Annotated in this window: 24 protein-coding genes; 11 read left to right on the top strand and 13 right to left on the bottom strand. The window is 32.8% G+C overall.

All coding sequences use genetic code 11. The annotated features are described in order from the left end of the window. Window positions 1-2,346 carry a tyrosine-protein kinase family protein gene (locus Q0787_RS01350; RefSeq protein WP_298900399.1) on the top strand — a complete coding sequence of 782 codons (2,346 nt, stop codon included), beginning with the start codon at window positions 1-3 and terminating at the stop codon, window positions 2,344-2,346. Here the strand turns inward: Q0787_RS01350 and rpe are convergent. The 7 genes from rpe to Q0787_RS01315 form a co-directional block, all read right to left on the bottom strand. Continuing rightward, window positions 2,343-3,005, bottom strand: a complete 663-nt coding sequence (gene rpe, locus Q0787_RS01345; RefSeq protein WP_298900398.1) for a ribulose-phosphate 3-epimerase — start codon at window positions 3,003-3,005, stop codon at window positions 2,343-2,345. The two genes, Q0787_RS01350 and rpe, sit on opposite strands and share 4 nt — an antisense overlap. Before the next feature lie 318 nt (window positions 3,006-3,323). Next, complete coding sequence (locus tag Q0787_RS01340) at window positions 3,324-4,187, bottom strand: sigma-70 family RNA polymerase sigma factor (RefSeq protein ID WP_091423042.1); 864 nt, start codon at window positions 4,185-4,187, stop codon at window positions 3,324-3,326. A 94-nt stretch (window positions 4,188-4,281) separates the two neighbouring features. After that, window positions 4,282-4,656: a hypothetical protein gene (locus Q0787_RS01335; RefSeq protein ID WP_298900397.1), complete on the bottom strand. Its 375-nt coding sequence runs from the start codon at window positions 4,654-4,656 to the stop codon at window positions 4,282-4,284. Between the two features lie 58 nt (window positions 4,657-4,714). Continuing rightward, on the bottom strand, window positions 4,715-5,998 hold the full coding sequence (locus Q0787_RS01330; RefSeq protein WP_298900396.1) for a porin family protein: 1,284 nt from the start codon (window positions 5,996-5,998) through the stop codon (window positions 4,715-4,717). Next, the gene (locus Q0787_RS01325; RefSeq protein WP_298900395.1) at window positions 5,988-6,551 is read right to left on the bottom strand and encodes a sigma-70 family RNA polymerase sigma factor; all 564 of its coding nucleotides are present in this window, start codon (window positions 6,549-6,551) and stop codon (window positions 5,988-5,990) included. Before Q0787_RS01325 ends, Q0787_RS01330 begins: the two co-directional genes overlap by 11 nt. A gap of 173 nt (window positions 6,552-6,724) precedes the next feature. Beyond that, a complete protein-coding gene (locus Q0787_RS01320) occupies window positions 6,725-7,138 on the bottom strand; it encodes a hypothetical protein (protein ID WP_298900394.1) in 414 nt (137 codons plus the stop codon). A 60-nt stretch (window positions 7,139-7,198) separates the two neighbouring features. Beyond that, entirely contained in the window at window positions 7,199-8,167 is a 969-nt protein-coding gene (locus tag Q0787_RS01315) for a hypothetical protein (RefSeq protein WP_298900393.1), read from the bottom strand. A 114-nt stretch (window positions 8,168-8,281) separates the two neighbouring features. Here Q0787_RS01315 and Q0787_RS01310 point away from each other — a divergent pair, with 114 nt between their 5' ends. The 3 genes from Q0787_RS01310 to Q0787_RS01300 are packed head-to-tail and all read left to right on the top strand — an operon-like array spanning window position 8,282 to window position 11,070. Then, window positions 8,282-8,917 carry a hypothetical protein gene (locus Q0787_RS01310; protein WP_298900392.1) on the top strand — a complete coding sequence of 212 codons (636 nt, stop codon included), beginning with the start codon at window positions 8,282-8,284 and terminating at the stop codon, window positions 8,915-8,917. A gap of 10 nt (window positions 8,918-8,927) precedes the next feature. Further along, on the top strand, window positions 8,928-10,025 hold the full coding sequence (locus Q0787_RS01305; protein ID WP_298900391.1) for an acyl-CoA desaturase: 1,098 nt from the start codon (window positions 8,928-8,930) through the stop codon (window positions 10,023-10,025). Beyond that, a complete protein-coding gene (locus Q0787_RS01300) occupies window positions 10,015-11,070 on the top strand; it encodes a fatty acid desaturase (protein ID WP_298900390.1) in 1,056 nt (351 codons plus the stop codon). The genes Q0787_RS01305 and Q0787_RS01300 overlap by 11 nt, the downstream gene beginning before the upstream one ends. A 3-nt stretch (window positions 11,071-11,073) precedes the next feature. Here Q0787_RS01300 and Q0787_RS01295 read toward each other — a convergent pair whose 3' ends face one another. Continuing rightward, a complete protein-coding gene (locus tag Q0787_RS01295; RefSeq protein WP_298900389.1) occupies window positions 11,074-12,072 on the bottom strand; it encodes a hypothetical protein in 999 nt (332 codons plus the stop codon). A gap of 135 nt (window positions 12,073-12,207) precedes the next feature. Between Q0787_RS01295 and Q0787_RS01290 the strand changes: the two genes are divergently transcribed. Next, complete coding sequence (locus Q0787_RS01290) at window positions 12,208-12,951, top strand: hypothetical protein (protein ID WP_298900388.1); 744 nt, start codon at window positions 12,208-12,210, stop codon at window positions 12,949-12,951. Window positions 12,952-12,956: 5 nt separating this feature from the next. Continuing rightward, entirely contained in the window at window positions 12,957-13,751 is a 795-nt protein-coding gene (locus tag Q0787_RS01285) for a hypothetical protein (RefSeq protein ID WP_298900387.1), read from the top strand. Window positions 13,752-13,818: 67 nt separating this feature from the next. On the opposite strand, the gene Q0787_RS01280 is transcribed toward Q0787_RS01285, so the two are convergent. Both Q0787_RS01280 and rpsO read right to left on the bottom strand, forming a co-directional pair. After that, window positions 13,819-16,071, bottom strand: coding sequence for a polyribonucleotide nucleotidyltransferase (locus Q0787_RS01280; protein ID WP_298900386.1), 2,253 nt, complete (start codon window positions 16,069-16,071; stop codon window positions 13,819-13,821). 197 nt (window positions 16,072-16,268) lie between these two features. Next, on the bottom strand, window positions 16,269-16,538 hold the full coding sequence (gene rpsO, locus Q0787_RS01275; protein WP_298901508.1) for a 30S ribosomal protein S15: 270 nt from the start codon (window positions 16,536-16,538) through the stop codon (window positions 16,269-16,271). A gap of 179 nt (window positions 16,539-16,717) precedes the next feature. On the opposite strand from rpsO, the gene Q0787_RS01270 reads away from it, so the two are divergent. The 3 genes from Q0787_RS01270 (at window position 16,718) to Q0787_RS01260 (ending at window position 18,711) form a co-directional block, all read left to right on the top strand. Further along, the gene (locus Q0787_RS01270; RefSeq protein ID WP_298900385.1) at window positions 16,718-17,551 is read left to right on the top strand and encodes a hypothetical protein; all 834 of its coding nucleotides are present in this window, start codon (window positions 16,718-16,720) and stop codon (window positions 17,549-17,551) included. A gap of 180 nt (window positions 17,552-17,731) precedes the next feature. Beyond that, complete coding sequence (locus tag Q0787_RS01265) at window positions 17,732-18,262, top strand: cupin domain-containing protein (protein ID WP_298900384.1); 531 nt, start codon at window positions 17,732-17,734, stop codon at window positions 18,260-18,262. Further along, window positions 18,259-18,711: an SRPBCC family protein gene (locus Q0787_RS01260; protein ID WP_298900381.1), complete on the top strand. Its 453-nt coding sequence runs from the start codon at window positions 18,259-18,261 to the stop codon at window positions 18,709-18,711. Before Q0787_RS01265 ends, Q0787_RS01260 begins: the two co-directional genes overlap by 4 nt. Here Q0787_RS01260 and Q0787_RS01255 read toward each other — a convergent pair. Beyond that, complete coding sequence (locus tag Q0787_RS01255; RefSeq protein WP_298900380.1) at window positions 18,700-19,572, bottom strand: LytTR family DNA-binding domain-containing protein; 873 nt, start codon at window positions 19,570-19,572, stop codon at window positions 18,700-18,702. The genes Q0787_RS01260 and Q0787_RS01255 overlap by 12 nt on opposite strands. A gap of 274 nt (window positions 19,573-19,846) precedes the next feature. Here Q0787_RS01255 and Q0787_RS01250 point away from each other — a divergent pair, with 274 nt between their 5' ends. Beyond that, window positions 19,847-20,866, top strand: a complete 1,020-nt coding sequence (locus Q0787_RS01250; RefSeq protein ID WP_298900379.1) for a T9SS type A sorting domain-containing protein — start codon at window positions 19,847-19,849, stop codon at window positions 20,864-20,866. 15 nt (window positions 20,867-20,881) lie between these two features. Beyond that, on the top strand, window positions 20,882-23,308 hold the full coding sequence (locus Q0787_RS01245; protein ID WP_298900377.1) for a choice-of-anchor D domain-containing protein: 2,427 nt from the start codon (window positions 20,882-20,884) through the stop codon (window positions 23,306-23,308). 212 nt (window positions 23,309-23,520) lie between these two features. Here Q0787_RS01245 and accD read toward each other — a convergent pair whose 3' ends face one another. Then, on the bottom strand, window positions 23,521-24,378 hold the full coding sequence (gene accD / locus Q0787_RS01240) for an acetyl-CoA carboxylase, carboxyltransferase subunit beta (protein ID WP_298900376.1): 858 nt from the start codon (window positions 24,376-24,378) through the stop codon (window positions 23,521-23,523). Window positions 24,379-24,414: 36 nt separating this feature from the next. Then, window positions 24,415-25,482 (bottom strand): class II fructose-bisphosphate aldolase, encoded by a 1,068-nt coding sequence (fbaA, locus tag Q0787_RS01235; RefSeq protein ID WP_298900375.1) that lies wholly within the window; start codon window positions 25,480-25,482, stop codon window positions 24,415-24,417. Window positions 25,483-25,601 lie beyond the last annotated feature (119 nt).

The following is a 25,601-nucleotide window of genomic DNA, read 5'->3' as shown; positions in this document are numbered from 1 at the left end:
ATGGAACCTACACCAAATAACCCATACACATTTTCAGAAGAAGATAATGTAGATTTAAAGCAAGAACTGAGTAAATATCTAAGATATTGGCCTTGGTTTATTATCTGTTTGGCAATAGCTTTTATTGGTGCTTATATTTATTTAAGATATGCACCTAGAATCTATCAAACGACAGCTAAAATGAAAATTTTAGATGAGTCTGAAGGACTAGAATTGCCTACTTCGGCATTTGTTTTTAAAAGAACGAATATCAATTTAGAAAATGAAATCGAAATATTAACCTCTTATCTTATTCTAGAAAGAGTTGCTAAAACATTACAACTTAATACACGTTTTTTTGAAGAAGGAACCATTCAAACTGCTCAAATAGGTGAATTACCATTTACCTACGAGCAAATTATTGACGCTGATAGTATTACATCTCCATTGTCTTACACGATTCAAGTCAAAGAAAACAGCTTCGATATCACTAATACCAGAACAGAGAAGACTTTCAATATTCCTAATCATAATAGCTTTGAAGCCGATCATAATTTGCCATTTCATTTAAAAATTGAAAATGAGAGACAGCTAAATCAAAATGTAGGTAAGACGTTTATTATTAAGTATGGCCCTTTAAAGAGTGCCGCTTTAGGTTTAAAATCTAGTATTAAGGTTGAGGCTATTGGAGAACAAAGTGATTTATTGAAAATGACCATTAAAGGTGAAAGTAAAGAGCGCTCCGAATGGGTTTTAAATGAATTAATGAATGTTTTCAATAAAGATGGTATCAATGATAGACAGCTTGTGTCTAAGCGAACTTTAGAATTCATTGATGATCGCTTTGTCTTTCTGGCAGAAGAATTAGACTCTATTGAAATAGATAGAAAAGAATTTAAGCAACGTAACAATCTAGTAGACTTGGCTGTAGATGCAGAGTTAGGGTTGCAACAACGCTCTAAATCTGATGAAGAGGTATTTCAAATTGATAACCAATTAACTTTAGCCAATTTACTTCGAGATGCACTTAATTCTAATGCAGATGGCGGTTTATTACCTGCGAATATTGGATTAGATAGTGGTAATATTAATGCGCTTATAAAAGAATATAACACAGCAATACTCGATAGAGATAAATTGGCGAGTAGTGGAGGAGCAAATAATCCAACAGTACGATTTGTTCAATCAAAAATTGACGATTTAAGATCTAATATTACAAGATCACTTAATTCTTATAATCAGCAATTAAAAGTTTCTCAGAGCCAATTGAAGGGAAGAAACAGGAAGTTTATTGGGCAGGTGTCTCAAATTCCTGAAAAAGAGAAATTATTAAGAGCCATTGAACGTCAGCAAAAAATTAAGGAAAGTCTATATCTTCTTTTACTTCAGAAAAGAGAAGAAGCAGCTATAAATTTAGCAATTACGGAGCCGTCAATAAAGGTTGTAGATTATGCGCTTTCGAGCTCAAGCCCAATTTCTCCTAAATCTAATATCGTATATGCCGGTGCAATTTTAGGTGGCCTGCTAGTGCCTTTTGGACTAATGTACTTGTTTTTCATGTTGGATACCAAGATTCATGGTAAAGAAGATATTTCAAAAGGAAATAATAGAATACCTATTATTGGTGAGATTCCAGATATTAAAAAGGAAGAAAGTCGTGTTTTTAGTAATCCTAATGATCGTTCAGCTTTGGCTGAGTCATTCAGAATTTTGAGTTCTAACGTTAATTATCTCTTGCCTTTGAAGGAGAATGAGAACGAGGTAGATAATGAAGGAAAAGTTATTTATTGCACGTCTACTATTAAAGGAGAGGGCAAGACTTATATTAGTATTAATTTGTCACTCGCACTATCTAGCCTTAATAAAAAAGTGTTGCTTTTAGGTGCAGATTTGAGAAACCCTCAAATTCATACACAAATTAATTCTCAAAAGGATGCCTTAGGTTTGTCTAATTATTTACATGATAAATCTTTTGACTGGAAAAGCCACTTGGTGAAAGGTTTTGATAAACATCCTAATCATGATATTTTATTGTCGGGTAGTATTCCTCCAAACCCTTCGAGTTTATTAACCAATGGACGATTTAAAAAACTTATAGAAGAGGCTAGAACTATTTATGATTATATTGTTGTAGATACTGCACCAACGATATTAGTCACAGATACGATGCTTATTTCACAACTGTCTGATGTAACTGTATATATTGCTAGAGCCAATTTTACCGAGAAAAAACTGTTGAGTTTTTCTAAAGATTTATTTGAAACAGGAAAACTTAAAAATATGGCTTATGTTATTAACGGGGTTGGAAACAATAAGTCCTATGGATATAACTATGGATATAACTATGGTTATGGTAGCAAAGGCTAACTATTGGCCACAGTTTTTAAGTGTTTAATAGTTTCCGTTTGGTTATCACTTTTAAAGATATAACTACCAGCAACTAATACATCTGCACCAGCATCTACCAATGCTTTTGCATTTTTATCTGTAACACCACCATCAATTTCAATGCGCGTATTTAGACCTTGGTCATTTGCCATTTTACGCAATTTTTTAACACGATTATAGGTCATTTCTTCAAATTTTTGACCTCCAAATCCAGGATTAATAGACATTAATAATACCATGTAGCATTCCGGTAAAATGTCTTCTAGAACAGATACAGGAGTAGTAAGATTAAGTACAATTCCGGCTTTACAACCTGCGTCTTTTATTTGCCTCAGTGTTCTGTGTAAATGCACAGTTGATTCGTGATGAACGGTTATAATATCTGCGCCAACTCGAGCAAATTCTTCAATATAGCGCTCAGGTTTTTCAATCATTAAATGCACATCAAGAGGTTTTGTGGCATGTTTTTTAATGGCTTGAATTACAGGCATGCCGTAAGATATATTCGGAACAAAATGCCCGTCCATAACATCAATGTGAAACCAGTCTGCTTCACTGTTGTTTACCATTTCTACATCACGCTGGAGGTTACCAAAATCGGCAGCTAGCATTGAGGGCGCTATAAGAGTTTTAGACATGTTAAAATTATGCTTGGTTTGGGCAAAGATACAGTCTTATTTTGTAATGACTTTATAATTTGCGATATTAGTTTTATGGATGAAAAGATAAAATTATTTTTTACAGAATTGTTTAAACTACTAATACCTTCATTAGTTGTTTTGATTATCGCAACAGGTGTTTTGTTTGGTTTATTTAAGTTGTTTGGTTGGATGTAAGACCTATATAAAAGTGAACCCACGGTAATCAGCCGTGGGTTCTTTCATCAATCAAAAAACGAACAGTTATGTGTAACTGTTTGTTGCTTTAATTTAGTCGTAATTTATATCTAAAAATTACTATCCTAAATATGTCTTTAATATTTTACTACGAGACGTATGTTTTAATCTACGAATCGCTTTTTCTTTAATTTGTCTTACACGTTCACGTGTTAAATCAAATGTTTCTCCAATTTCTTCTAAAGTCATTGGGTGTTGATTTCCAAGACCAAAGTATAACCGAATGACATCAGCTTCACGAGGAGTCAATGTCTCTAATGCACGTTCAATTTCCGTACGTAAAGATTCGTGTAATAAATCTTTATCAGGATTTGGTGATTCTCCACTACGTAATACATCGTAAAGGTTAGAATCTTCACCTTCAACTAAAGGTGCATCCATTGATACATGACGTCCAGAGTTTTTCATAGACTCTTTAACATCGTTAATTGTCATGTCTAACTCTTTTGCAATTTCTTCTGCACTTGGTGGACGCTCATGGCTTTGCTCTAAAAAGGCAAAGGTCTTATTAATTTTATTAATAGATCCAATCTTATTTAAAGGTAAACGTACAATACGCGATTGTTCGGCCAAAGCCTGAAGAATCGATTGACGAATCCACCATACGGCGTAAGATATGAATTTAAATCCACGTGTCTCATCAAAACGCTGTGCAGCTTTTATTAAACCAAGATTTCCTTCATTAATTAAATCAGGTAAAGTTAATCCTTGGTTTTGATATTGCTTGGCTACAGACACCACAAAACGAAGATTGGCTTTAGTTAATTTTTCTAAAGCTAATTGATCTCCTGCTTTGATACGTTGAGCTAATTCTACTTCTTCATCTGCAGTAATTAAATCAACCTTTCCAATTTCTTGTAAATATTTATCTAACGATGCAGTTTCTCTATTGGTAACCTGCTTCGTAATTTTTAGTTGTCTCATTTAATTATCTCCTTTTTTAATTTGAGTAAATGTATAATACTATATAGTTATACGTAACACCAGGTAAAAATGTTACAAGAAAACTAAAAATAATTTAAATTTTGATTAATTTTTTGTCACTCAGGTTAATATCATCTAACATTTCATTTGTAAATTTAAAATGCCCACGCGTAGTAATTAGTCTAAAATGATGTGACTTTAAGTTACTTAACGTGTTTAAAAATATCCATTTAGATTTTAAAAGATTTGGTTGATCACTTTTAAGACTTATGTCGAAGTAATGTTTTCTGCCTTCCTTTTCAGCAACAATATCTGGCGTGATACTAATATTACTTCCTTTTTTTGTGAAAGATTTAGGAGTTTCATAACCCTCGGTATCGGCTTTGATATTTTCAAAACCATGCTGCTCTAAGTAATCTACAGAACTGTTTAAAATGTCTTTATATTTCTCTTTGTCTGAATATATCATAACTTGTAATATACCAATAAATACTGATATATCCAAGTTTTGTTTGAGTGCCTGAGTTTTAGAATCTATACTCAATACCTGTATTAATGGAGAAAATGAAAGGGTTTATGTCGTTATTCTGATTGAATGGTTTTAGTTGATAATTGAAGTTTGGTTCTATGTTGAAATAGAATGTGCTAAATAGTCTAGTCTCTACACCGAGACCTAGATTAAAAGATACCGTAGCTTTGTAATCTAAATTGTTTGTATCACTTGTAACTGCTTTTTGAAGATTGAAATAGCTTAATCCTCCTGTAATGTATGGGTTGATTTTCTTTTTAAATGGAACGTATTTAATATCTAATGGAAACTCAAGATATTCTACTCGCTTTTCTTGTCCGTCAATGGTTTGGTTTAAATCCAATTTTCTTACACCAATGCGTAAATAAGTGTAGTTGGTCATCCGATAGCTTGCTAGAACCCCATAATTAACAGAGAAGTTCTCTGTAGTTTTTGCATTAAAAGCACCATAGGTTGACAAAGAAAGCTGAGGCGTTATACTCCATCTCGATTGGTCTTCAAGTATAGTACTGTCTTTTATTGTTTCTTCTTTAAGGTCTTCTGAAACCAACTGCTTAGATTGACGTTGTTTTTTAATAGAATCTCTTATCTGTGCCCTAATAGCCAACATGCTATCGCGTTGCGCTACTGTTTTTCGTTTAATCTCGTCTCTTGTATTTGCAGTTATAGATGTTGACTTAGTAAGTTTTATACTTGGGTCTTCTGTGTTGTTTTTTGACTTGTTACTTTCTGAAATTTGATGATCGTCATGATGTGTAGTTTTTAATGAAGTAAGACCCGTGGTTCTGTTGCTTTTTGAACTTGCCTTGGCAGATATTGGACTTTGTGCTGGTGTTAATGGGTTTTTGGGATTATGATAATTTTTAGTGTTAACCGTTTTTGTTGTACCGTCACTTTGAGCTGATTCTTTTCTATTGTCTAACGTTCCTTTCTCAAGGTTTTGTTCGTTCTTTAATGCATTTGAATTCTCCTTTAATTCTGGGGTTTCCAGATCATTAGTGTTAACAATGTTATTAGAATTAGATGTATTACTTCTATGCTCCTCAACCGTATTATTCTCAAAATGTTCAGTGCTGTTAGCGGAAGAATTTAAAGGATTAATCAACCATAACATTGACAATATTAGAGCAAATCCTAGCCCTGAAAACCAAATGATAGCTCTCCTTTTCTTTTTCTTCTTTAATTCGATCTCAATAGTGTCCCAAACCAAATTGTCAGGAGTATCCTTAAAATCTTGTAATCTGTTTTTCACAGCTGCTCCAATATCTTTCTTAGTGTCCATTAGACGTCATGTTTTTATGAGATACATTGGTTGATTGCTGTATCTTGGTTTGTAATATGCGTTTTGCTCTGTGTAAATTTGACTTAGAGGTATTTACGCTTATTTTTAAAAGCTTAGCGATGTCTTGATGAGAATAGTCATCGAGTTCATATAAATTAAATACTATACGATATCTTGGTGGTAAATCTTGAATGTATTTTAAAATTTGATCTAATGGCATACTTTCAATTATGTTAGTCTCAACTAATGAATGATCCCTAAGGATATCGTTATTGATAACAATATTTAAATACCTTTCCTTTTTGTATTTATCTATGGCTTTATTAATTGTAATACGTTTCATCCATCCTTCAAATGATCCAGAACCTTTGTACGACTTTATTTTACTAAATATTTCCAAAAAGGCATCTTGTAAATTATCTTGAGCCTCTTCGCGGTTTTTGCAATATTTTAGACATAGTACAAAGAGGTCGTCCTTATATAATTGGTACAACTGGCCTTGGGCTTTTAAGTTTTGCTTTTTACAAGCTTTTATTAGTTGTTTTTGAGTCAAACAGTTTTGGTTGTTTTGATATGTGGTTTAATAATACGGTTTATATTGTTATTCGGCTATGCATTCTTGTGTGAATCTGGCAAAAACAAAGCTTGCGCAATGGTTTTAAAATAGCTTGATTGCTTATAATTACTAACATTCATAGAGTTTCACATCATAGATTCTTTTAAGGTTTAATTATACAACGCAGCCTTGAGCTCTTTTTTATTGTGTATAGTAGAGATCTCCCCAGATTCAATAGTTTTAATAATTGGGAAGTTCATACTTATTGTAAAATTAACGTTCAAGGTTCCCAGCAAATTTCGGAATTCTTCATTCTTTCTAATCGTTGAAGTGTAGAGATATACATCATCTTCGTCAAACACAAATAGTGTGACAGGATAGATAAAATCAAGGCAAACCGAATTTTCATTTAAGCAATCATCGTTGTAAGCAATTTTTTTTAAGTTATCAAATAGTTCTGAATCAACCCTTATTGCTTGATGCGCTTCAAGAGTAGGATCGATAGTCGAACTTTTATTAAGGTTATGAGCACAAGAAAGCATCAAGAAGCTCAGTACAAATAACGTGAGTTTTGAGATATTCATGGTGGTTAGTTTCTCTATAGTCTCTAGAATCTTAAAAAGGTTGCGTACTAAAACAAAAAATTATTCGAAATCTAAAACTTGAGTCGCTTCAATAAGTTGTTTTAATGCGTCGATTTTAGAATTAATACGATTAAAAAAAGTGCGCTTTTCCTTTTCACCAGAGGTGTTGAGTAATTTTGAATGTTGTAGTTGTTGTTCAAGATACGCTCGAGCTTGTTGACAAGTTAAAGCATCGCTAGTTAGATAGTAAGAAAGAATAGAAAAAGGAACATATAATGATTGTTGATGTGGTGTAGAGACCAAAACATTGTTATTCATAAGTAGCAACTCATTATAATATAATTTATAATGTGCTGCATTGTTATCAACTCTATTTGAAATGCCCTGAATTAATTTTTTTAAGGCTTCGCAGAGATTGAGAGCCGCCGCATTGGTAACTTGTCCGGCTTGATTATAAAAATGAATTTGTTTTAACGTGCTATTTATTGTTGTGATATCCCAAATCTCAATAGTGTTTAAATCTTGATATAAACTACTAAGGTTTTTTGCCGATTTTATGAGTCCGACACTTGGTGAAAACGCTTCAAATGTTTTACTATTAAAAGTGTTGTCGAGCAACTTTAGCCAAACATAGATTTTAAAACGACTTAAAATGTCATCTCCAATCGTATAAAATAAGGGAATGTCTTTCGCTGAATATAAAATTTGGCTTTCCTCTTGTTTCAACAAAGGCAATAGCGACTCATATGAATTTATGAAATAAGCCTCAAGCTCATCTTCATTGTGGATGTGCTTTGTTTTTTCTACTGAAACATAACTTTTGTCTGTAGTTTCAAATAAACTATCTAGCGCAATATGATGAGTTTTGGCAAGAATAATACATTCATCTATAGACAGTTTGCTTTTTAGACTTGTGCGTCTGTGAGCCGCATCATAGCTTATATCTAGGGTAGTGGCAATGGCATCAATTAATGACGTGTTCTCTGGTAATTGTGATTGTATTTCTTTTAAAAACTTAGACTGAAACATACTCTAAAGATATTCTAATTTGTGATTATCGCAAAAAATAATTCTAAAACTTGTATATACAGCAACGAAAAATGTGATTATAGCAATAATTTTGAATTGAATTTAAACTTTAGTATGATGAATTGTTATTTCTGGACTACCATTTTATTCTTTTTCTGTTTCTCGCTATTTGGACAAGAGCAGCACGACATAAACCAAGAAGATTCAATACCAACTAAACATATTATTGGATTTTCGCCATCAAAAGTTCAAAAAGTGAACGGGCTAAATATTAATTATTGGTACAATAAATCCCCATCTGTAAGTACAAATGGAATTGAATTGGGCATCCATCCATTAGGTATTCCGTTTACACTATTAACAATAACTCATCCAGTAAAAATGATTTCTAACGCATGGTCTGAAATGGATAATCCTGAAAAGAGAGGCTTAAATAGTCCAGGAAAGATTAACGGCATTCGATTAGGTATTGCATTTCTAGATTACAAAACAATTAATGGTATAGAATTAAATTTAGCTGGTAACTATGCTACTACAGTGAATGGAATCTCTATGACTCCCTTAGTAAATGCGCACTATAATGTTAATGGGCTAGGGCTTGCAATTTTTGGAAACATTGATGCTAGAGTTAATGGAATTCAAATTGGTCTATTCAATAAGTGTAAAAAACTTAGAGGCCTACAAATAGGTTTATGGAATAAAAACGGAAAGCGCTCTCTTCCATTTTTTAATTGGCAATTTAAAGGATAAATATAATATTATGAATAAACTCAAATTCACAACAGACAATGGATCGGCTTTCTATAAAGAATTAAGGCAAAAGATAGATCTACATTTTTTAGTTAATAGAATTGACAAAACAGGATCAAAAAAAATGCTGTTTAAAATTGTATTGTACTTTTCATTAGATATATTATTCTATGTATTAATGATTACCAGTACGTCATTAGTAAGTTTTTACGCCTTTTACCTCTTAATGGGCTTATCCATACTCTTAACAGCATTTAATATTTCTCATGACGCTGCTCATGGTGTTGCTGTGAAAAGTAAATTCTGGAATAGATTTTTGTTTTCTCTTAGTTTCAACTTGCAAGGAAACAATGCCTACGTTTGGGGTAAAAATCACAACGAGTCTCATCATTTATATACAAATGTTGAAGGAAGCGATATCGATGTTTTAAATAATCCTTTGTTTAGAATGACAACCTCACAACCATTAAAATGGTATCATAAGTATCAACAGTATTATGCCCCATTTTTGTATCTCCTGTATTCTATAAATTGGTTCTTATTTAGAGAAACCTTAATGCTTGTTAATTATTCTAGTAGGACTATAAAAATTGAGATACCAAAAGAAGAAGTTGTAAAACTAATCGTTTACAAAATGTTATACATAGGTTATATGATTGTACTACCAATCTATGTATTACCATTCGATTGGACGATTATAATTTTAGCTTTTGTGTTTAATCATTTCGTAGTGTCTTTAATATTTGTAGGTGTTTTAGGGGTTTCCCATTTATCTGACTTTGTAAAGCATCCAAAAGCAAACTCTGATAATACCTTGGATATGAGTTGGCCAATGCTTCAAATGTGTACTTCTGTTGATTATAATGCTAACAGTACATTTTTTAATTGGACATTAGGTGGGTTTAATGCACATGCTCTGCACCATTTATTACCCAATGTTAGCCACGTTCACTATTTGGATATTTTACCAATTTTTAGAGAAGTTGCGGAGAAACATAATATAACTTATATGGAAATGTCTTACAGAAAATCCCTCGCGGCACATTTCAGGTTTTTGAAAACTATGGGAACTCAAACTCAATTTATTCCGAGGCCTTATGAAAGATAAACATATTAAAAAAACAACTGACAGTCAATTACTTGAACTATTAACTGCTCAAATGAAAAGGTATGTTTCAACGAGTAAGATAAATGTGTCCAGACATGTTATATTAAAATTTTTGTTTTACGGGGTCTTGGCCACTATAGTCTATTCATGCTTATTTATGGTGAATAACCTCTATGTGTTTTTATTGTGTTATGTGGCATACGGATTTATAACCTTACTGTTTGCATTTAATTTCTCACATGATTTGTCACACAATACTGTGTTTAAAAGCAGGAAAGTAAATAATTTGTTTTACATCCTATCATTCACAATTGTTGGAGCTCATGCAGAAGCCTGGAAAAAAAGACATATAAATTCTCACCATTATGCGCCAAATGTTGAGGGCTACGATTCCGATTTAAAAATCACAAAGTTAATTAGGGTAATCCCTAATAGCGAATTTTATTGGTTTCACAGATTTCAGTATGTCTATGCTCCTATAGCGTATATGAGTTATTCTTTATTTTGGATTTGTATTAAAGATCTTGTAATTCTCTTTTCAAAAGACAACTTTAGAAGAAAGAAGAATATAAAGTATTATGCATCCTTTTGCTTACAGAAAGGGATTTACATCATTATAACATTGCTGTTACCTTTACTGTTTTCACAACAGATGTGGTACGCTGTTGTATTCGGTTTTTTAATTATGCACATGACATTGTCTCTTTTTTTATTGTTTACTTTTTTTATGACTCATCATGTAGAATCTACTTTATATCCAACAGTTAATAAAGACGGTTTAATTAATACGTCATGGCTAATGAACCAAATTGGAAGTTCAAACGATATGCATCCATTTAGTCATATCGCAAATTTTATTTTTGGAGGTTTCAATAATCATGTTGCACACCATTTATTTCCGCATATTCATCATGTACACTATCCTAAACTCAATAAAATACTTTATAAAGTGTTAATTGAAAACGGTATTACACCAAACCAAACGTCCTATTTTGGAGGTGCTATATCGCATTTAAGATTACTCAAACGAATGGGTAAGGCTTAAAGGTTATTCAAACCCAGACGGATTGTCGATACTGATTTGGTTTCTAAGTTTATTGATTTTTTGTAGCATTTTATTAAAAAACAGTGTGCGATCTTTCTCTCCAGAATGAACTAATAACTTAGAATTAGTCATTTGTCTGCTAAAAAAATCATCCATAATCGCGCAAGTTTCGTCATGCTCAATTTTTAAATACTCTAAAACTGTATAAGGCACAAAAAATGCCTTTTTATGTGTGGTCTTAACCATAATGATATTACTCATTGTCAATAAATCACTCTTATATAAGTTGTATGAAGCATTGTTTTTTGAATTTATTATACTCTGCTGAATGGTTTGTTTTTCTACATGATGGATTATGTCTTCTAAATCATCACAAATTTTCAACGCGATGCGCTTAGATAAAAGCTGAGATTCAAAAAAGTAGACAATTTGTTGAAGCGTGCCGTTAATGGTATTGTCATTCCAAAATTCGGTAATATTTATATAATTGTAGGTTTGTCCGAGTTCAAAAGCTTGTTCTAATAAAGATGTAGGGATTGTACTGATGAAATCATCAAAAGAAATTTTGTTTTTGGTCATCTCTTTATTTGTGAGTTTCAGCCAAACGTAAATTTTATAACGTGTTATATAAGAGTCCTTGAGTGTATAAAACAACGGAATATCTTTAGCAGAATATAAAATAGATGCACTTTTAAGCTGTGTAAGAGGCTTTAAGTTTTCTATAGATTTTCTAAAATAATCTTCTAAATCAGATGCATTGGAAATGATAGGCGATTTTTCAGTTAAAATGGTGTTTTGACTCCCAACTTCATATAGCTTATTGAGCGAAATTTTGTAAAACTTCGCCAATGTAATACTCTCTTCGAGGCTTAAATTTGTTTTCATCGTAACACGTCTATAAGCGGCATCATAACCAATGTCTAAAACACTAGCCACTTCATCAACAAATGAAGTTGCGCCAGAGCTTTTGTCTTTTAGATAGGAGATGAATAAATCTTGCATATAATGAGATTTTGTATGGTGTTATTGTTTAATTATTGTAAAAAATACAAAAAAAATACAATAATCTCGACATTTTCGTTAGACTTCACTTAAATATCACAAGTAATTTTAAGCATAATCTAAAAATAATGACTTATGAAAAAATTATGCGTAAAGATTAATTTGTTACTAATATGTGCTTGTTTCGTTTCAAGTTGCAGTATTGATGATGACTCTTATCAGGATGTTCGCCTGAGGGTTATTAGTGAATTTACAGGCGAGCCTGTCTCTGGGGCTGAGGTTCTAATTTTAGTCCAAGATGTAGGAGGATCTGGTCTTTTTTCAAGTACTTATGACATTAGCAGGAAGATTGTCAGAACAGATGATAATGGTTCCATAGATACGATTCTCAAATATGAAAACACGAATAACTTTTTCACAATTTATGTCATTGATGAGGAAATTTGTACAGACATTATAGCACATGTCAATAGTTTTTTCTTTGAAGAGATACAATCGGAAATTCCCTTAGAACTTAAAGTTAGAAAATACTTTCCAATGGAAGTAACGGTCAAGAATATAAACCCTTTCGATGAGAATGATCGTATTTCTGTGAGTTTTTACCATGTTGGTTCTAACTATCATAGCGCTCCGCTATATCATATTGAACACAGGGGAGATGTAAGTGAGCCTTATACGACTCCTGGTGTTGGAATAGATGGTTTACAGCCTTTATGGATAAGTGATAATGTTGACTCAACAATTTTTAAGAGGGTTCAAGAAGGTACTGAGGCGAGGATAAGTTGGACAGTAACTAGAAATGGTGAGGTGTCTACGTTCGAATCAGAATTTATACCAACTGTTCAAGATGGAGTAACCTATTATGAAATTAATTTCTAGAAAAGATGAAAAATAATAAGCAATTAATCAAGTCAAAACGGCATGCAATAGTCGTTGCTATTCTTGGAGTTTTTATGCTAAGTTCATGTGGAAAACGTGTTTATACCAGCGGAACTTATGGAGCCATAAAATCATACACAGCAAAGCCAGAATTTAGAGGAGAAAATGATAAAGGAACTTATGTTTCTATTAATTTAAGTAGGGGAAGTCAAGAGGTTACAAATAACATGACCGACAAAAAAGCTCTAATTTCAATAAGAGGACATAAGAGTATTACCCGTAAATATTTTAATTTTCATTATGGTTTGGGTGGAACATTTGGAAATTACAAATTTGGAGGCCCCATCATAGATGGTGTCAACGATGATTCTAAAGCGTTCTATAGTCTTAATACAAAAACAGGAATCAATCTAAACCTTCCAACCAAAAGGATGGATTGGCGCGTAATTGGTGTAGAACTTGTATACAACTACGAATTTGGACCTTATCAAAATACCTTAGAGAAGGTTAAAAATAGTAGCGAAGATCCTGCTTTATTAATATTCAATAAAAAATCAATATTCTCTTATAATTTTAGTTCTGAAGCTGTTTTTAAGCTCAATAATGATAGGGCATTAGGTTTAGGATTTTATATAGGTGATATACTAAATAAAACAGGAAACTTAAAAGGTGAAAACTCCGAGTTTATTGGTGTTTTTATGAGTTTTAGATTTAAAAAATTTACGTTTATCGTGTTAAATGAAAGTGCCAAGGAAGACATTGGTACGTCAAAATTTGGATTAACCTATCAATTATTTTAATGTGACGTATTCATATAAAAAAAGCCTCACTAAATCTAGTGAGGCTTTAATCTATTTAGAAAAGAAATTAATCTTTCTTGTCTTCTCTTGGCTTACGATCATCACGACGATTATCACGTCCGCGATTATCTCTACCTCTATTGTTATCACGTCCACCACGACTGTTATTGTCTCTTGGAGGTCTTGGTTGCCAACCTTCTGGTTTTGGTAAAATAGCTTTACGAGATACTTTCTCTTTACGAGTTCTAGAATCTACACCAAAGTACTTCACATCAAAAACATCTCCCATGTTTACAACATCAGATACATTTTCCGTACGTTCCCAAGCCAACTCACTAACATGTAATAATACTTCGTTTCCTGGCGCTTCCATATATTCTACTACAGCACCAAAATCTAGCATCTTAATTACTTTTACTTCGTAAACACTTCCAACTTCAGGTTTAAATAATAAAGAATCAATTTTTGCCATAACAGCATCAATACCTTTGCTACCAACACCTAATACTTCAACAATACCTTCTTCAGTTACAGGATCTTCATTTATTACGATAGTTGTCTCAGTTTCTTTTTGTAATTCTTGAATTACCTTTCCACCAGGACCAATTAACGCACCAATAAATTCATTTGGAATACGTCTCGTTACCATTGTAGGAGCATGTTCCTTAACTTCTGCATTTGGAGTAGCTATAGTGTCAGTTAATTTTTCTAAGATATGTAAACGACCATCACGAGCTTGTTTTAGTGCATTTACTAAAATCTCATATGATAATCCTTTTACCTTAATATCCATTTGACAAGCCGTAATACCATCTGCGGTACCAGTCACTTTAAAATCCATATCACCTAAGTGATCTTCATCACCTAAGATATCAGATAAAACAGCATACTTTCCAGAATCTGCATCAGAAATTAATCCCATGGCAATACCAGAAACAGGTTTCTTTAATTGAACACCAGCATCCATTAATGCCATTGTTCCAGAACATACTGTTGCCATAGAAGATGAACCATTAGATTCTAAAACTTCAGATACAACTCTTACCGTGTAAGGACATTCTTCAGGAACCATTCCTTTTAAGGCACGTTGTGCTAAGTTACCATGACCAACTTCTCTACGAGATGTTCCTCTTATTGGTCGAGCTTCTCCTGTTGAAAAAGGAGGGAAATTATAATGTAAATAGAAACGTTCTTCACCTTCGTAAGATGGCATATCAATTTGATTAGCTTCTCTAGAAGTTCCTAATGTTACTGTAGCTAAGGCTTGAGTTTCCCCACGAGTAAAGATTGCCGAACCATGAGTTGAAGGTAAGTAATCTACCTCACACCATATGGGTCTAATTTCATCAGTTTTACGACCATCTAAACGCAAACCTTCATCTAAAGTTAGGTTTCTAATAGCTTCTTTTTGAGCTTTCGCAACATATTTATGAATTAGTTTCCCTAAGTCTTCTTGCTCTTCTTCAGAGAACGACTCGAAAACTTCTTCTTTAATTTCACTAAATGCTGCACCACGTTCGTGCTTTGCAGAACCAGCTTTTGCAATGGCATAGGTTTTATCATAAACCATATCGTGAATTTTCTTTGCTAAGTCTTCATCAGAACGTTCAGGATCGTACTCTCTAACGTCTTTCTTACCAAAGGCTTCTGCTAATTTAACTTGAGCTGCACATTGCACTTTAATAGCTTCATGCGCAAACTTAATAGCTTCTGCCATTTCTTCTTCAGAAATTTCATCCATTTCACCTTCAACCATCATAACAGAGTCGGCCGAAGCTCCAATCATCATATCGATGTCAGATTCTTCAAGCTGCGCTCGAGTTGGGTTGATGATAAACTCACCATTAATACGACCAACTCTAGCTTCAGAAATTGGGCATTCAAATGGGAAATCTGATAATTGAATAGCTGCCGAAGCCGCTAATCCTGCCATAGCATCTGGCATTACGTTTTCGTCATGAGACATTAACTGAATCATCACTTGAGTTTCAGAGTGATAATCTTTTGGGAATAGTGGACGTAATACACGGTCTACTAAACGCATTGTTAAGACTTCACCATCACTTGGTCTGGCTTCTCTTTTGAAAAAACCTCCAGGATAACGTCCTGCTGCAGCAAATTTTTCTCTGTAATCTACTGTTAATGGTAAAAAGTCTACATCTGCTTGATGATAGTTGGAAACAACTGTACATAATAACATACATTTTCCAGATTGCACCACAACACTACCATGTGCTTGTTTTGCAAGTTTTCCAGTTTCAATAGAAATTTCTCTACCGTCACCTAGGTCAATGACCTCTTTAAAAGTTTTTGGAATCATAAATTTTTAATTCTAGTTCTAATGATATAACATATTAGAACAATGTTAAACAATGGTCGTTGTGTTGTTGTAGTTGTTGTGTGACAATTAAATGTCTTGACCAATGAAAAACTGTAATTAGCTTCTTATTTACGACTGTTATACTCTATCGTAAGAGTTAGTTATATAAAAAAAAGAGGCACGAAGCCTCTTTAATATTATTTTCTTAATCCTAATTCTTTTACTATCGCACGATATCTTAAGATATCCTTCTTAGTTAAGTAATCAAGTAAAGCACGACGCTTACCTACTAATTTTACTAATGAACGCTCTGTGTTATAATCTTTACGATTCTTTTTTAAGTGTTCTGTTAAGTGGTTAATTCTGTAAGTAAATAATGCAATTTGACCTTCTGCTGTTCCAGTGTCTTTGACATCTTTACCGTGTTTTTTAAAGATTGCTTCTTTTTCTTTTTGATCTAAATACATGCTAATATTATTGTAAATGATTTTTATGTACGTTGAAAGTCTTTCTTTCAAGCGGCAAATATAATAATTTTTAATCATTTACAAGGTTTTATAAGCTCTAGTTTTATTTTTTATTCTGAAAATTAAACGTTTTCATTTTTGGATAGTCTTAACATCATATTAACATCAAATATTCAATTATGAAAGCAAGAACAAAATTTATGTTAACCTTAGTGGTTTTAGGTTTAACATTTACAGGTTGTAGCAATGAAGATACTGCAACAGAAGAAGAACAAAATGTAGAAATTTCCGAAGTTAGACTCTCTTCAGATATTGATACAGCGGCAAGTGTTATAGGCGATATTATTATCGATGCCTATGAAGGTGAAGAGTCTAATGCTTTAGATAGAACATCGGAACAATCGGGATTACCAGATTGCGTTACAATTACTGTTGTTGCTCAACAAGGGTTTAGAGAAGTTACCGTAGATTTTGGAACAGAAGGTTGTATGGTTCATGGTCATTTACTTAAAGGACAAATTGTATTTTCATACACAAGAAACCCCGAAGCTCAACAGGTGTTAATTACATATGATTTAGTGGATTTTTTCTTTGATGCTAAGCATATTTTAGGAAGCAAGACACTGCTGAAAGAACTATCAAATGAAAATGGAAATCCGCAATTTACTCATACTTTAGATTTAACTGTGATTTGGCCTAATGGTGCACAAGCGAGTAGAGAAGGACTTAAAATTAAGGAATGGGTTGAAGGATTTGGAAGCGGCGTTTGGAGTGATAATGTTTTTGAAATTATGGGCTATTGGACAACAACATTTGTTAATGGCAATGAACATAGTTATGAAGTCCTAACGCCATTACGACGTGAAGTAATTTGCTTCTATTTTGTGAGTGGGAGTGTGGATGTACAACGCACTAACTTTGGAGGGATCTTTGATTATGGATCTGGAGATTGCGATAATCAAGCTACGTTTACTACCAATAATGGAAATGTGATCGATGTGACTTTGAACTAAGTATTTAGTAGATTAAGTTAGTTTTTAAAGCTCCAGAATTTTCTGGGGCTTTTTTTAGTGGTATTAATAACTATCGTGATACCATTCGTCACAAAAAATCATATTAGTTTCCTAATTTGATGTGTTGTAATTAACTTTCCAATACATTAAAACATCTTGTTTACTATTGAGATTATGCTTATGAACGAAGTGATAAAAAATCAGGCCACTGGAGATTGCATAGAATTTCTTCAAACAGCAAAAGAAACGAAAGGCAGAGTTTCAGAATTTATACTCACTCTGGCTCCAAAATCATCATGGGCCAAAACCCCAAGACACAGACATCCATTTCAGGTAGAAACATTTCAGGTTCTTACTGGTGAATTGCATCTCACTAAAGGTGACGAGTATTTCGTTTTAAAACCTGGAAGTAACAAGGTTATTGTAGATAAATTGATGCTCCATAGTTTTTGGAATGAATTGGATACAGAGACCTCCTTTAGAGCAGAAATATTTAATCCGAGGCATATTGAAAAAGGACTTCGATTAACATACAAGTTATCTCAAGAGGGTAAGATTAGTAAGAATAATATTCCATATAACCCATTTTATACATTCATTCTGATGGATTATTTCGATTCTTATTTTAGAATTGTACCTTGGAGACTGCAACGATTTATGTTTAAAGCGGGTTCGTTACTGTCTCAACTATTTGGATATCCTAAGGCATGAAAAATACAATTACTATAAGTCAATCTTTAATCATTAATGCTTCTCAAGAGGCTATTTGGAATTATACCCAAGATTTTGACAACAGACCTGAATGGGATACTGCAGTAATGGAATCTGAGGTGATTCAAAAAAAACCATTCAAATTAGTTCATTTAAAAATGAAGGGCGGACTTCAAACAGACTTAAAATATAAGTTATGTCGTCGCCCATTAAAAACAAGTCTTGTTATGACTAATACAAAGTCGTTGTTGTTTTCGGGCGGAGGCGGATCTTGGGTCTATAATAACGAGGGGGAAGTTGTGGAGTGGATTCAAACAAACACATTAATTGTAAAACACAAGTTTATATATTGGTGTTTTGGTAAATTGATTAAACAAATGATGCATAAACAGACGAAAACTGCAATGATGAAGGCTAAATTAATTATTGAACAGAACTTAAGTACTTAGAATAGCCGTTTTAATCGTTTTTGTATAACTACGAGATACTGGTATGCATTCAGTTACATTTTTAAACCTTAACTGGTAACCTTGCAAGTTCCCTGATACCTTATCAATTTTATCCAGATTAATAATGTAAGAGCGATGGCATCTTATTATGTTTTTGAATTTTTTAAGTTGCTGTTCAACTTTTGATATGTTATTACGTAGTAGCTTTTTTTCAATGGTGTCATCATTTAAAAAATAGAGCTCTATATAGTTTCCAGCTGAAGCAATAAAGATGAAATCATTATTCTTAATTTCTATAACCTCTTTGTTGTTTTCTGAAGTGATAATTAGTTTTTTTTGAGGCACGACGTAATTATACGATTCATTTTTGGCTATAATCTGTGAGTCTAATTGAGCTACTTCTTTCACAATTTTCTTATACACAAAAAGCTGTTTATATAGAATAATAGTTATCGCCGGAATAACCGCAATAACAACAGTACAGGTAAATACGAAAAGAAAAATCTTAAAATTAAATGCATATCCAGCATTAAAAATATAGCCAGAATAGAAGTAGTTTGCAATGGCAAGGGAGAGATTAATTAGTAAAATCCATAGTATTTCTTTATAAATTTTCCAGCCTTTATTTTGTAAACTGTCTTTAAAGATTAAGGGAAGAATAACGATGTATAACCCGCAAACCAAGAAAGAAACTAATCCATATCCTAATCTGCCAGAGGAGTTAAGTTTGTCTAAACCAAAAGGCATAAATAAGTAACAAAAAACAGCTATGAATAGACCTATGGAGAATGAAATTTTAAAGCCTTGTTTTGTGTTTTCATAGAACGGGTAAGGGTAGTTTAAAAATCTTAATAGACGCATTATCTTTTGGTTGATTGGTGGTAAACTTTTCTATTAATAAAACAACTAAGGTGTTCAATTTCCTGACAAGATAATTGAAATTTTCATGATGTTTTAGACTCAAATCAATGCATTTCGTACCAAATCATATGCTGTTAGTACCTACAGTCTTTAAACCACAGTTTTTAGTTTATGGTATTCATCACAAACAGCAATCTTTTTGTACCAATTTTAAATATAGGAAAGATAACATACATCCCGTAAAGTAGATTTGATAAACCAAAAACAGCTACTTATGGTAAAGATAGTATTGGCATTGATTTTAATGATATCAACATTGGGTCAAGCACAGATGACTTTAATACCAGACCCAAATTTTGAGCAACGACTTATTGATATGGGTTATGATAATGCACCTATAGATGGTGTTGTGCCAACAGCAAATATCAATACAATTACATCATTGTTTGTTCCACTAAGCAATATAAGTGATTTAACAGGTATAGAAGATTTTGCCGCTTTAGAAACTTTGGATACCTCTAGTAATCCTATTTCAATTTTAGACTTAGGCAGTAATACGGCAATGAGAACCATTTTTACGGGACAAAATGAGCTTACAAGTCTTAATGTTTCAAATTGTACTGCATTGGAGGTGTTGGTTTGTCATGGCACATTACTTGGTAGTTTAGATTTAAGTAATAATCCCAACCTAAGACTTCTCAACTGTGTTAATAGCCAGCTTACTAGTTTAGATTTAAGCAATAATACACAGTTAACCAATTTGGTCGCCAATGATAATCTATTTACGTCTTTAGATTTAAGTCAGAATACTGCTTTAGAAGGATTGGTGTGTCAAAACACTGGCTTGATAAGTTTGATTTTGAGTAGTGGAAATAATACCACACTAGAAAATGTAGATGTGAGGTTTAACAGTAGTCTTGCCTGTATTGAAGTGGATGACGAAAATGAGGCCAATGCAAGTAATGGTGTCTATGGCAATTGGATGAAAGATGCTATGGCTACATATGCTCAAGATTGTGCCGCTACCTTAAGCACAGATACTTTGCTTCCTGAAGATTTGGAAATAAACATCTATCCAAATCCGAGTAAAGGCCAATTTATTGTACGCTGTAACGACAATCTGAAGCTAAAGGCACTACAACTATTAGATGTAAATGGGAAAGAAATTTCAATGATAAATATCCATAACACACATTTTTATCCTGTATCAGTCAACCTTGAAAGGGGTATTTATTTTTTAAAAGTAAAAACCAATAATACTATAACCACCAAAAAAGTAATCATTAATTATTAACCTAAAACATACGTTATGAACATAAAATTATTTTTTATATCCTTAATTTTTACAGGATTATTACAAGCACAAACAACGGCAATTCCAGATGCTAACTTTGAACAAGCATTAATTGACTTAGGGTTTGATGATGTTATTGATGGGCAAGTTTTAACCTCAAACATTGAAAATGAAACTTTCTTAAACTTAGCTTCTACTACTATTGCTGGTTTTATAACAGACTATACTGGGATCGAAGGTTTTAATTCACTTCAACACCTAAATTTAGGCGCTGTAGCAGCAACGGCCTTAGACCTAAGTAATAATGTTGATTTAATTAGTGTTGAAATGACAGAGTTTTACCAAAATAATGCTTTAACATCCATCAATTTAACTGGATTGACAGATTTACAGATGTTTACATGTAGAAAGAGTCAATTAACACATATTGATTTTTCTACTAATTCAGCATTAAATGAAATTTATTTAGGGCAAAACTATCAATTAGAGAATATAAATGTAGATAACTTGAATGGACTTAGATCGCTTAATTGTTTTACAAGTAAGTTATCGAGTATTGATTTAAGTGATAATATTGCTTTAGAATTCTTGAATTTAAGCTTTAATGATCTTACAACAATAGATGTGTCTAGTAATACTTTGCTTGAAATAATAAATGTTAGTGAAAATGAAATCTCTAATATTGATTTAAGTTCTAATACGCTTTTAGATATTCTTTATTGTAATGATAATCCTAATTTAAACGCACTTGATCTTAATAGTAATATTAATTTAACTCAATTGGATTGTTCCGATTCTCCATTAGGGACAATAGATTTAAGTAATAATATAAACTTGGAGATTTTGAGAGTTTTTCGTAGTCAATTAACAACACTTGACGTATCAAATAATCCCGCTTTAATCGAAGTCCATTGCTATTCAAATCATATAGTGAACCTTGACTTAAGCAATTGTCCTTTATTAACAACGCTTAACTGTTCTGTGAACTATGGTCTCTCAATGTTGGATGTAAGTAACAATGCTTTATTAGAAACTCTTTCAGCAACTTTATGCTATATAAGTTCAATTGATTTAACTAATAATTTGAGTTTGAATTCTTTAGCTCTGGGAACTAATCCTCTTACAAATATTGATCTTCATACTAATAATTTATTAACTCATATATATCTTCAAAATACACCTGTTTTAGAATTTGTCAATTTAAAAAATGGTGCAAATGATTTAATTTCAAATTTTAATATAACGAATAGTCCAAACCTAAATTGTTTGCAAGTCGATAATGAGGTAGATGCTAATGCTGGTAATGGGATTTATGCAACATGGTTAAAAGATAGTACTGTAAGTTATGGGCAACACTGCCTAGACACATATGTTCCTGATGATAACTTTGAACAAGCACTGATAGATTTAGGTTACGATACAGGAGCTTTGGATGACTATGTACTAACTTCAGATATAGAACCTATCTTATCATTAAATATCGAAAACGAAAGTATTATAGACTTAACAGGTATTGAAGATTTTAAAGATTTAGAACAACTCCGTTGTAGAAATAATCAAATTGTAGATTTAGATCTATCTTATAACACCAACCTGACATTTTTACGTTTAGAAGACAATTTACTAGAGACTTTAAACCTTAAAAATGGCAATAATACCATTTTAACAACAATGCGCGCCCAGGACAATAACCTCTTATGTGTTGAGGTAGATGATGAAATTGCCGCAAATGCAGGTTCAGGTTCCTATAGCAGTTGGCAAGTAGATAATGGTGTGGTGTATTCAGAACGTTGTGGTGGCTGTCCTGAAATTAATTTACTCGGAAATGGGATGTCTATTGCTAATGGCGATGATACTCCCGATACAAATGATCACACCGATTTTGGACTAGTCGATTTTGGAAGTTTCGCAGAATTTACCTTTACTATTGAAAATTTAGGTATAGCCGATTTGTTATTGGCAGGAGCACCTCTAATAACCATTACTAATAGTTCAGATTTTGAAGTGGTAGAACTTCCAGAAGCCACCATTATGGCAAATGGAGGTACAGCATCATTTACAATTCGTTATACACCGAGTATGGTTAATACCATAAATACAGCAACTGTTTCTTTTATGAGCGATGATTGTGATAATGCAACTTATACGTTCGATATTATTGGTCAAAGCCAAGAGGCTTTAAGTGTTGATGTGAATTTGTTAAAAGATGACTTACGCGTGTACCCTAATCCTAACAATGGTGTTTTTGTGTTAGAGTATTCTGGGGATATCCAGTTAGAACAAATGATAGTTTATGATATCACAGGGAAACAATTGCAACGTATTCCTTTATTAGATTTTAATCATAGGAAAACGCTCAAATTGAAACTACCAACTGGTTTTTACTTATTCAAGATTCAAGCTTATAATCAAAGTATTGTAAAGAAAATTATAATTAATTAACACATTTATAATCATGGAAAACCTATTAAAAAAATACAAACTCGAAGTATTTCTTTGGATATACTATGTGCTGTTAGGGTTTTGTGTGTATCAGTTCTTGATTTAAAATAGTTGGTTGGCCTTATGTTACGTATAGGTTAATAGTGTAACACTTTAAGGCAGAAAAGCGAGCCGTTGGGCTCGCTTTTTTTTATTTAGCTCTGATAAGCGTATTATGCTCTTACAGGTTGATTTGTAATCAAATCGATATACAAATTCACTTTGTTTTTTAATTCTTTACGATGTGTAATAAAATCTAAGAAGCCATGTTCTAATAAAAACTCAGAAGTCTGAAATCCTTCTGGCAGTTCTTGACCAGTGGTGTCTTTCACAACACGCGGTCCAGCAAATCCTATAAGCGCTCCTGGCTCACTAATATTAATATCTCCTAACATAGCAAACGACGCTGTTGTACCACCCGTTGTTGGATCTGTACATAATGAAATATATGGAATTCCAGCATCTGCCAATTGTGCTAATTTTACAGAGGTTTTAGCCAATTGCATTAGCGATAATGCGGCTTCCATCATACGTGCACCTCCAGATTTAGAAATAATCATAAAAGGTTTTTCATTTTTTAAGGCATAATCTGCAGCTCTCGCAATTTTTTCACCTACAACGCTTCCCATAGAACCTCCAATAAATGAAAAGTCCATACAAGCAATAACAAGATCTTTACCTTTAGACTTTCCAACAGCTGTTCTTACAGCATCTTTAAGTTTGGTTTTTTCTTGAGCGGCTTTTAATCGGTCTGGATACTTTTTTGTATCCTCAAATTTTAATGGATCTTTAGATAGAAGTGATGCGTCTAATTCTTCAAATGTATTGTCATCAAATAAAATCTCAAAGTATTCCTTACTTCCAATTCTAACGTGATAGCCATCTTCTGGACTCACATAAAAATTCTGCTCTAATTCTTTCGTATCAACAATTTTACCTGTTGGAGATTTGTACCACAACCCTTTGGGTGTGTCTTTCTTCTCTTCTGTAGAGGTTTGTATTCCCTTATCTTTCCTTTTAAACCAAGACATTAAACATAGTTTTAATTAGTAGTTAGTAGTGCAAAGTTATAAAGTATTTACATTATTAAGGTCTTCGAACGCCTTTTTTAAGCGTTCAACGAATGCATTTTCACCTTTTCTTAGCCAAACTCTTGGGTCATAATACTTTTTATTTGGAACATCATCACCATCAGGATTTCCAATCTGAGCTTTTAAATATTCAGATTTTTCTCCCATATAATCACGAACACCGCTCATAAATGCATATTGCATATCTGTGTCAATATTCATTTTTATTACACCATAACCTATGGCTTCTCTAATTTCTTCAACTGTTGATCCAGATCCTCCATGAAATACAAAATCAATATGATTATGTGGTAAATTATGCTTTTGAGATAAGAATTCTTGAGAGTTTTTAAGAATTTTAGGTGTTAGTTTTACGTTTCCAGGTTTGTATACACCATGAACATTTCCGAAGGCTGCAGCAATGGTAAACTGATCACTCACTTTACTCAACTCTTCATAGGCATAAGCAACCTCTTCTGGTTGTGTGTATAATTTTGAATCATCAACATCTGTGTTATCTACACCATCTTCTTCTCCACCAGTGATACCTAATTCTATTTCTAGAGTCATGCCCATTTTGCTCATGCGTTCAAGGTAAGACTTGCAAATCTCAATATTTTCCTCAATTGGCTCTTCAGAAAGATCAATCATATGAGAACTATATAATGGCTTTCCTGTGTCTTTGAAGTGCTGCTCACTTGCGTCTAATAAACCGTCTATCCAAGGTAATAATTTCTTCGCACAATGATCTGTATGTAAAATTACTGGAACACCATAAGCTTCGGCCATTAAGTGGACGTGTTTTGCACCTGCAACAGAACCTGCTATAGCAGCTTTTTGGTCGTCGTTGCTTAAGCCTTTTCCTGCATTAAATTGTGCTCCTCCATTAGAAAATTGAATAATTACTGGAGCATTTAACGTTTTTGCAGTTTCTAAAACACCATTTATAGAATTAGATCCAATAACGTTTACAGCTGGCAGAGCAAAGCCTTTTTCTTTTGCGAGGTTAAAAATATCTTGTACTTCTCGCCCTGTAGCAACTCCTGCTTTTATGTTGTGACTCATGTTTGTTTTTTAGTTGAAAATTAAAAGCCAAAAATACGTAAAATTTGACTAATATTTGGGGTTTTTAAAACTTTGAAACAGCTAAAATTAACGAAAACGTTATCGCTATTGAACAAAAA

Source organism: uncultured Psychroserpens sp. (assembly GCF_947492715.1).
Taxonomy (GTDB): Bacteria; Bacteroidota; Bacteroidia; order Flavobacteriales; family Flavobacteriaceae; genus Psychroserpens.
Note: the sequence above shows the minus strand (reverse complement) of the source record. Positions and strands in the feature narration are given on the sequence as shown.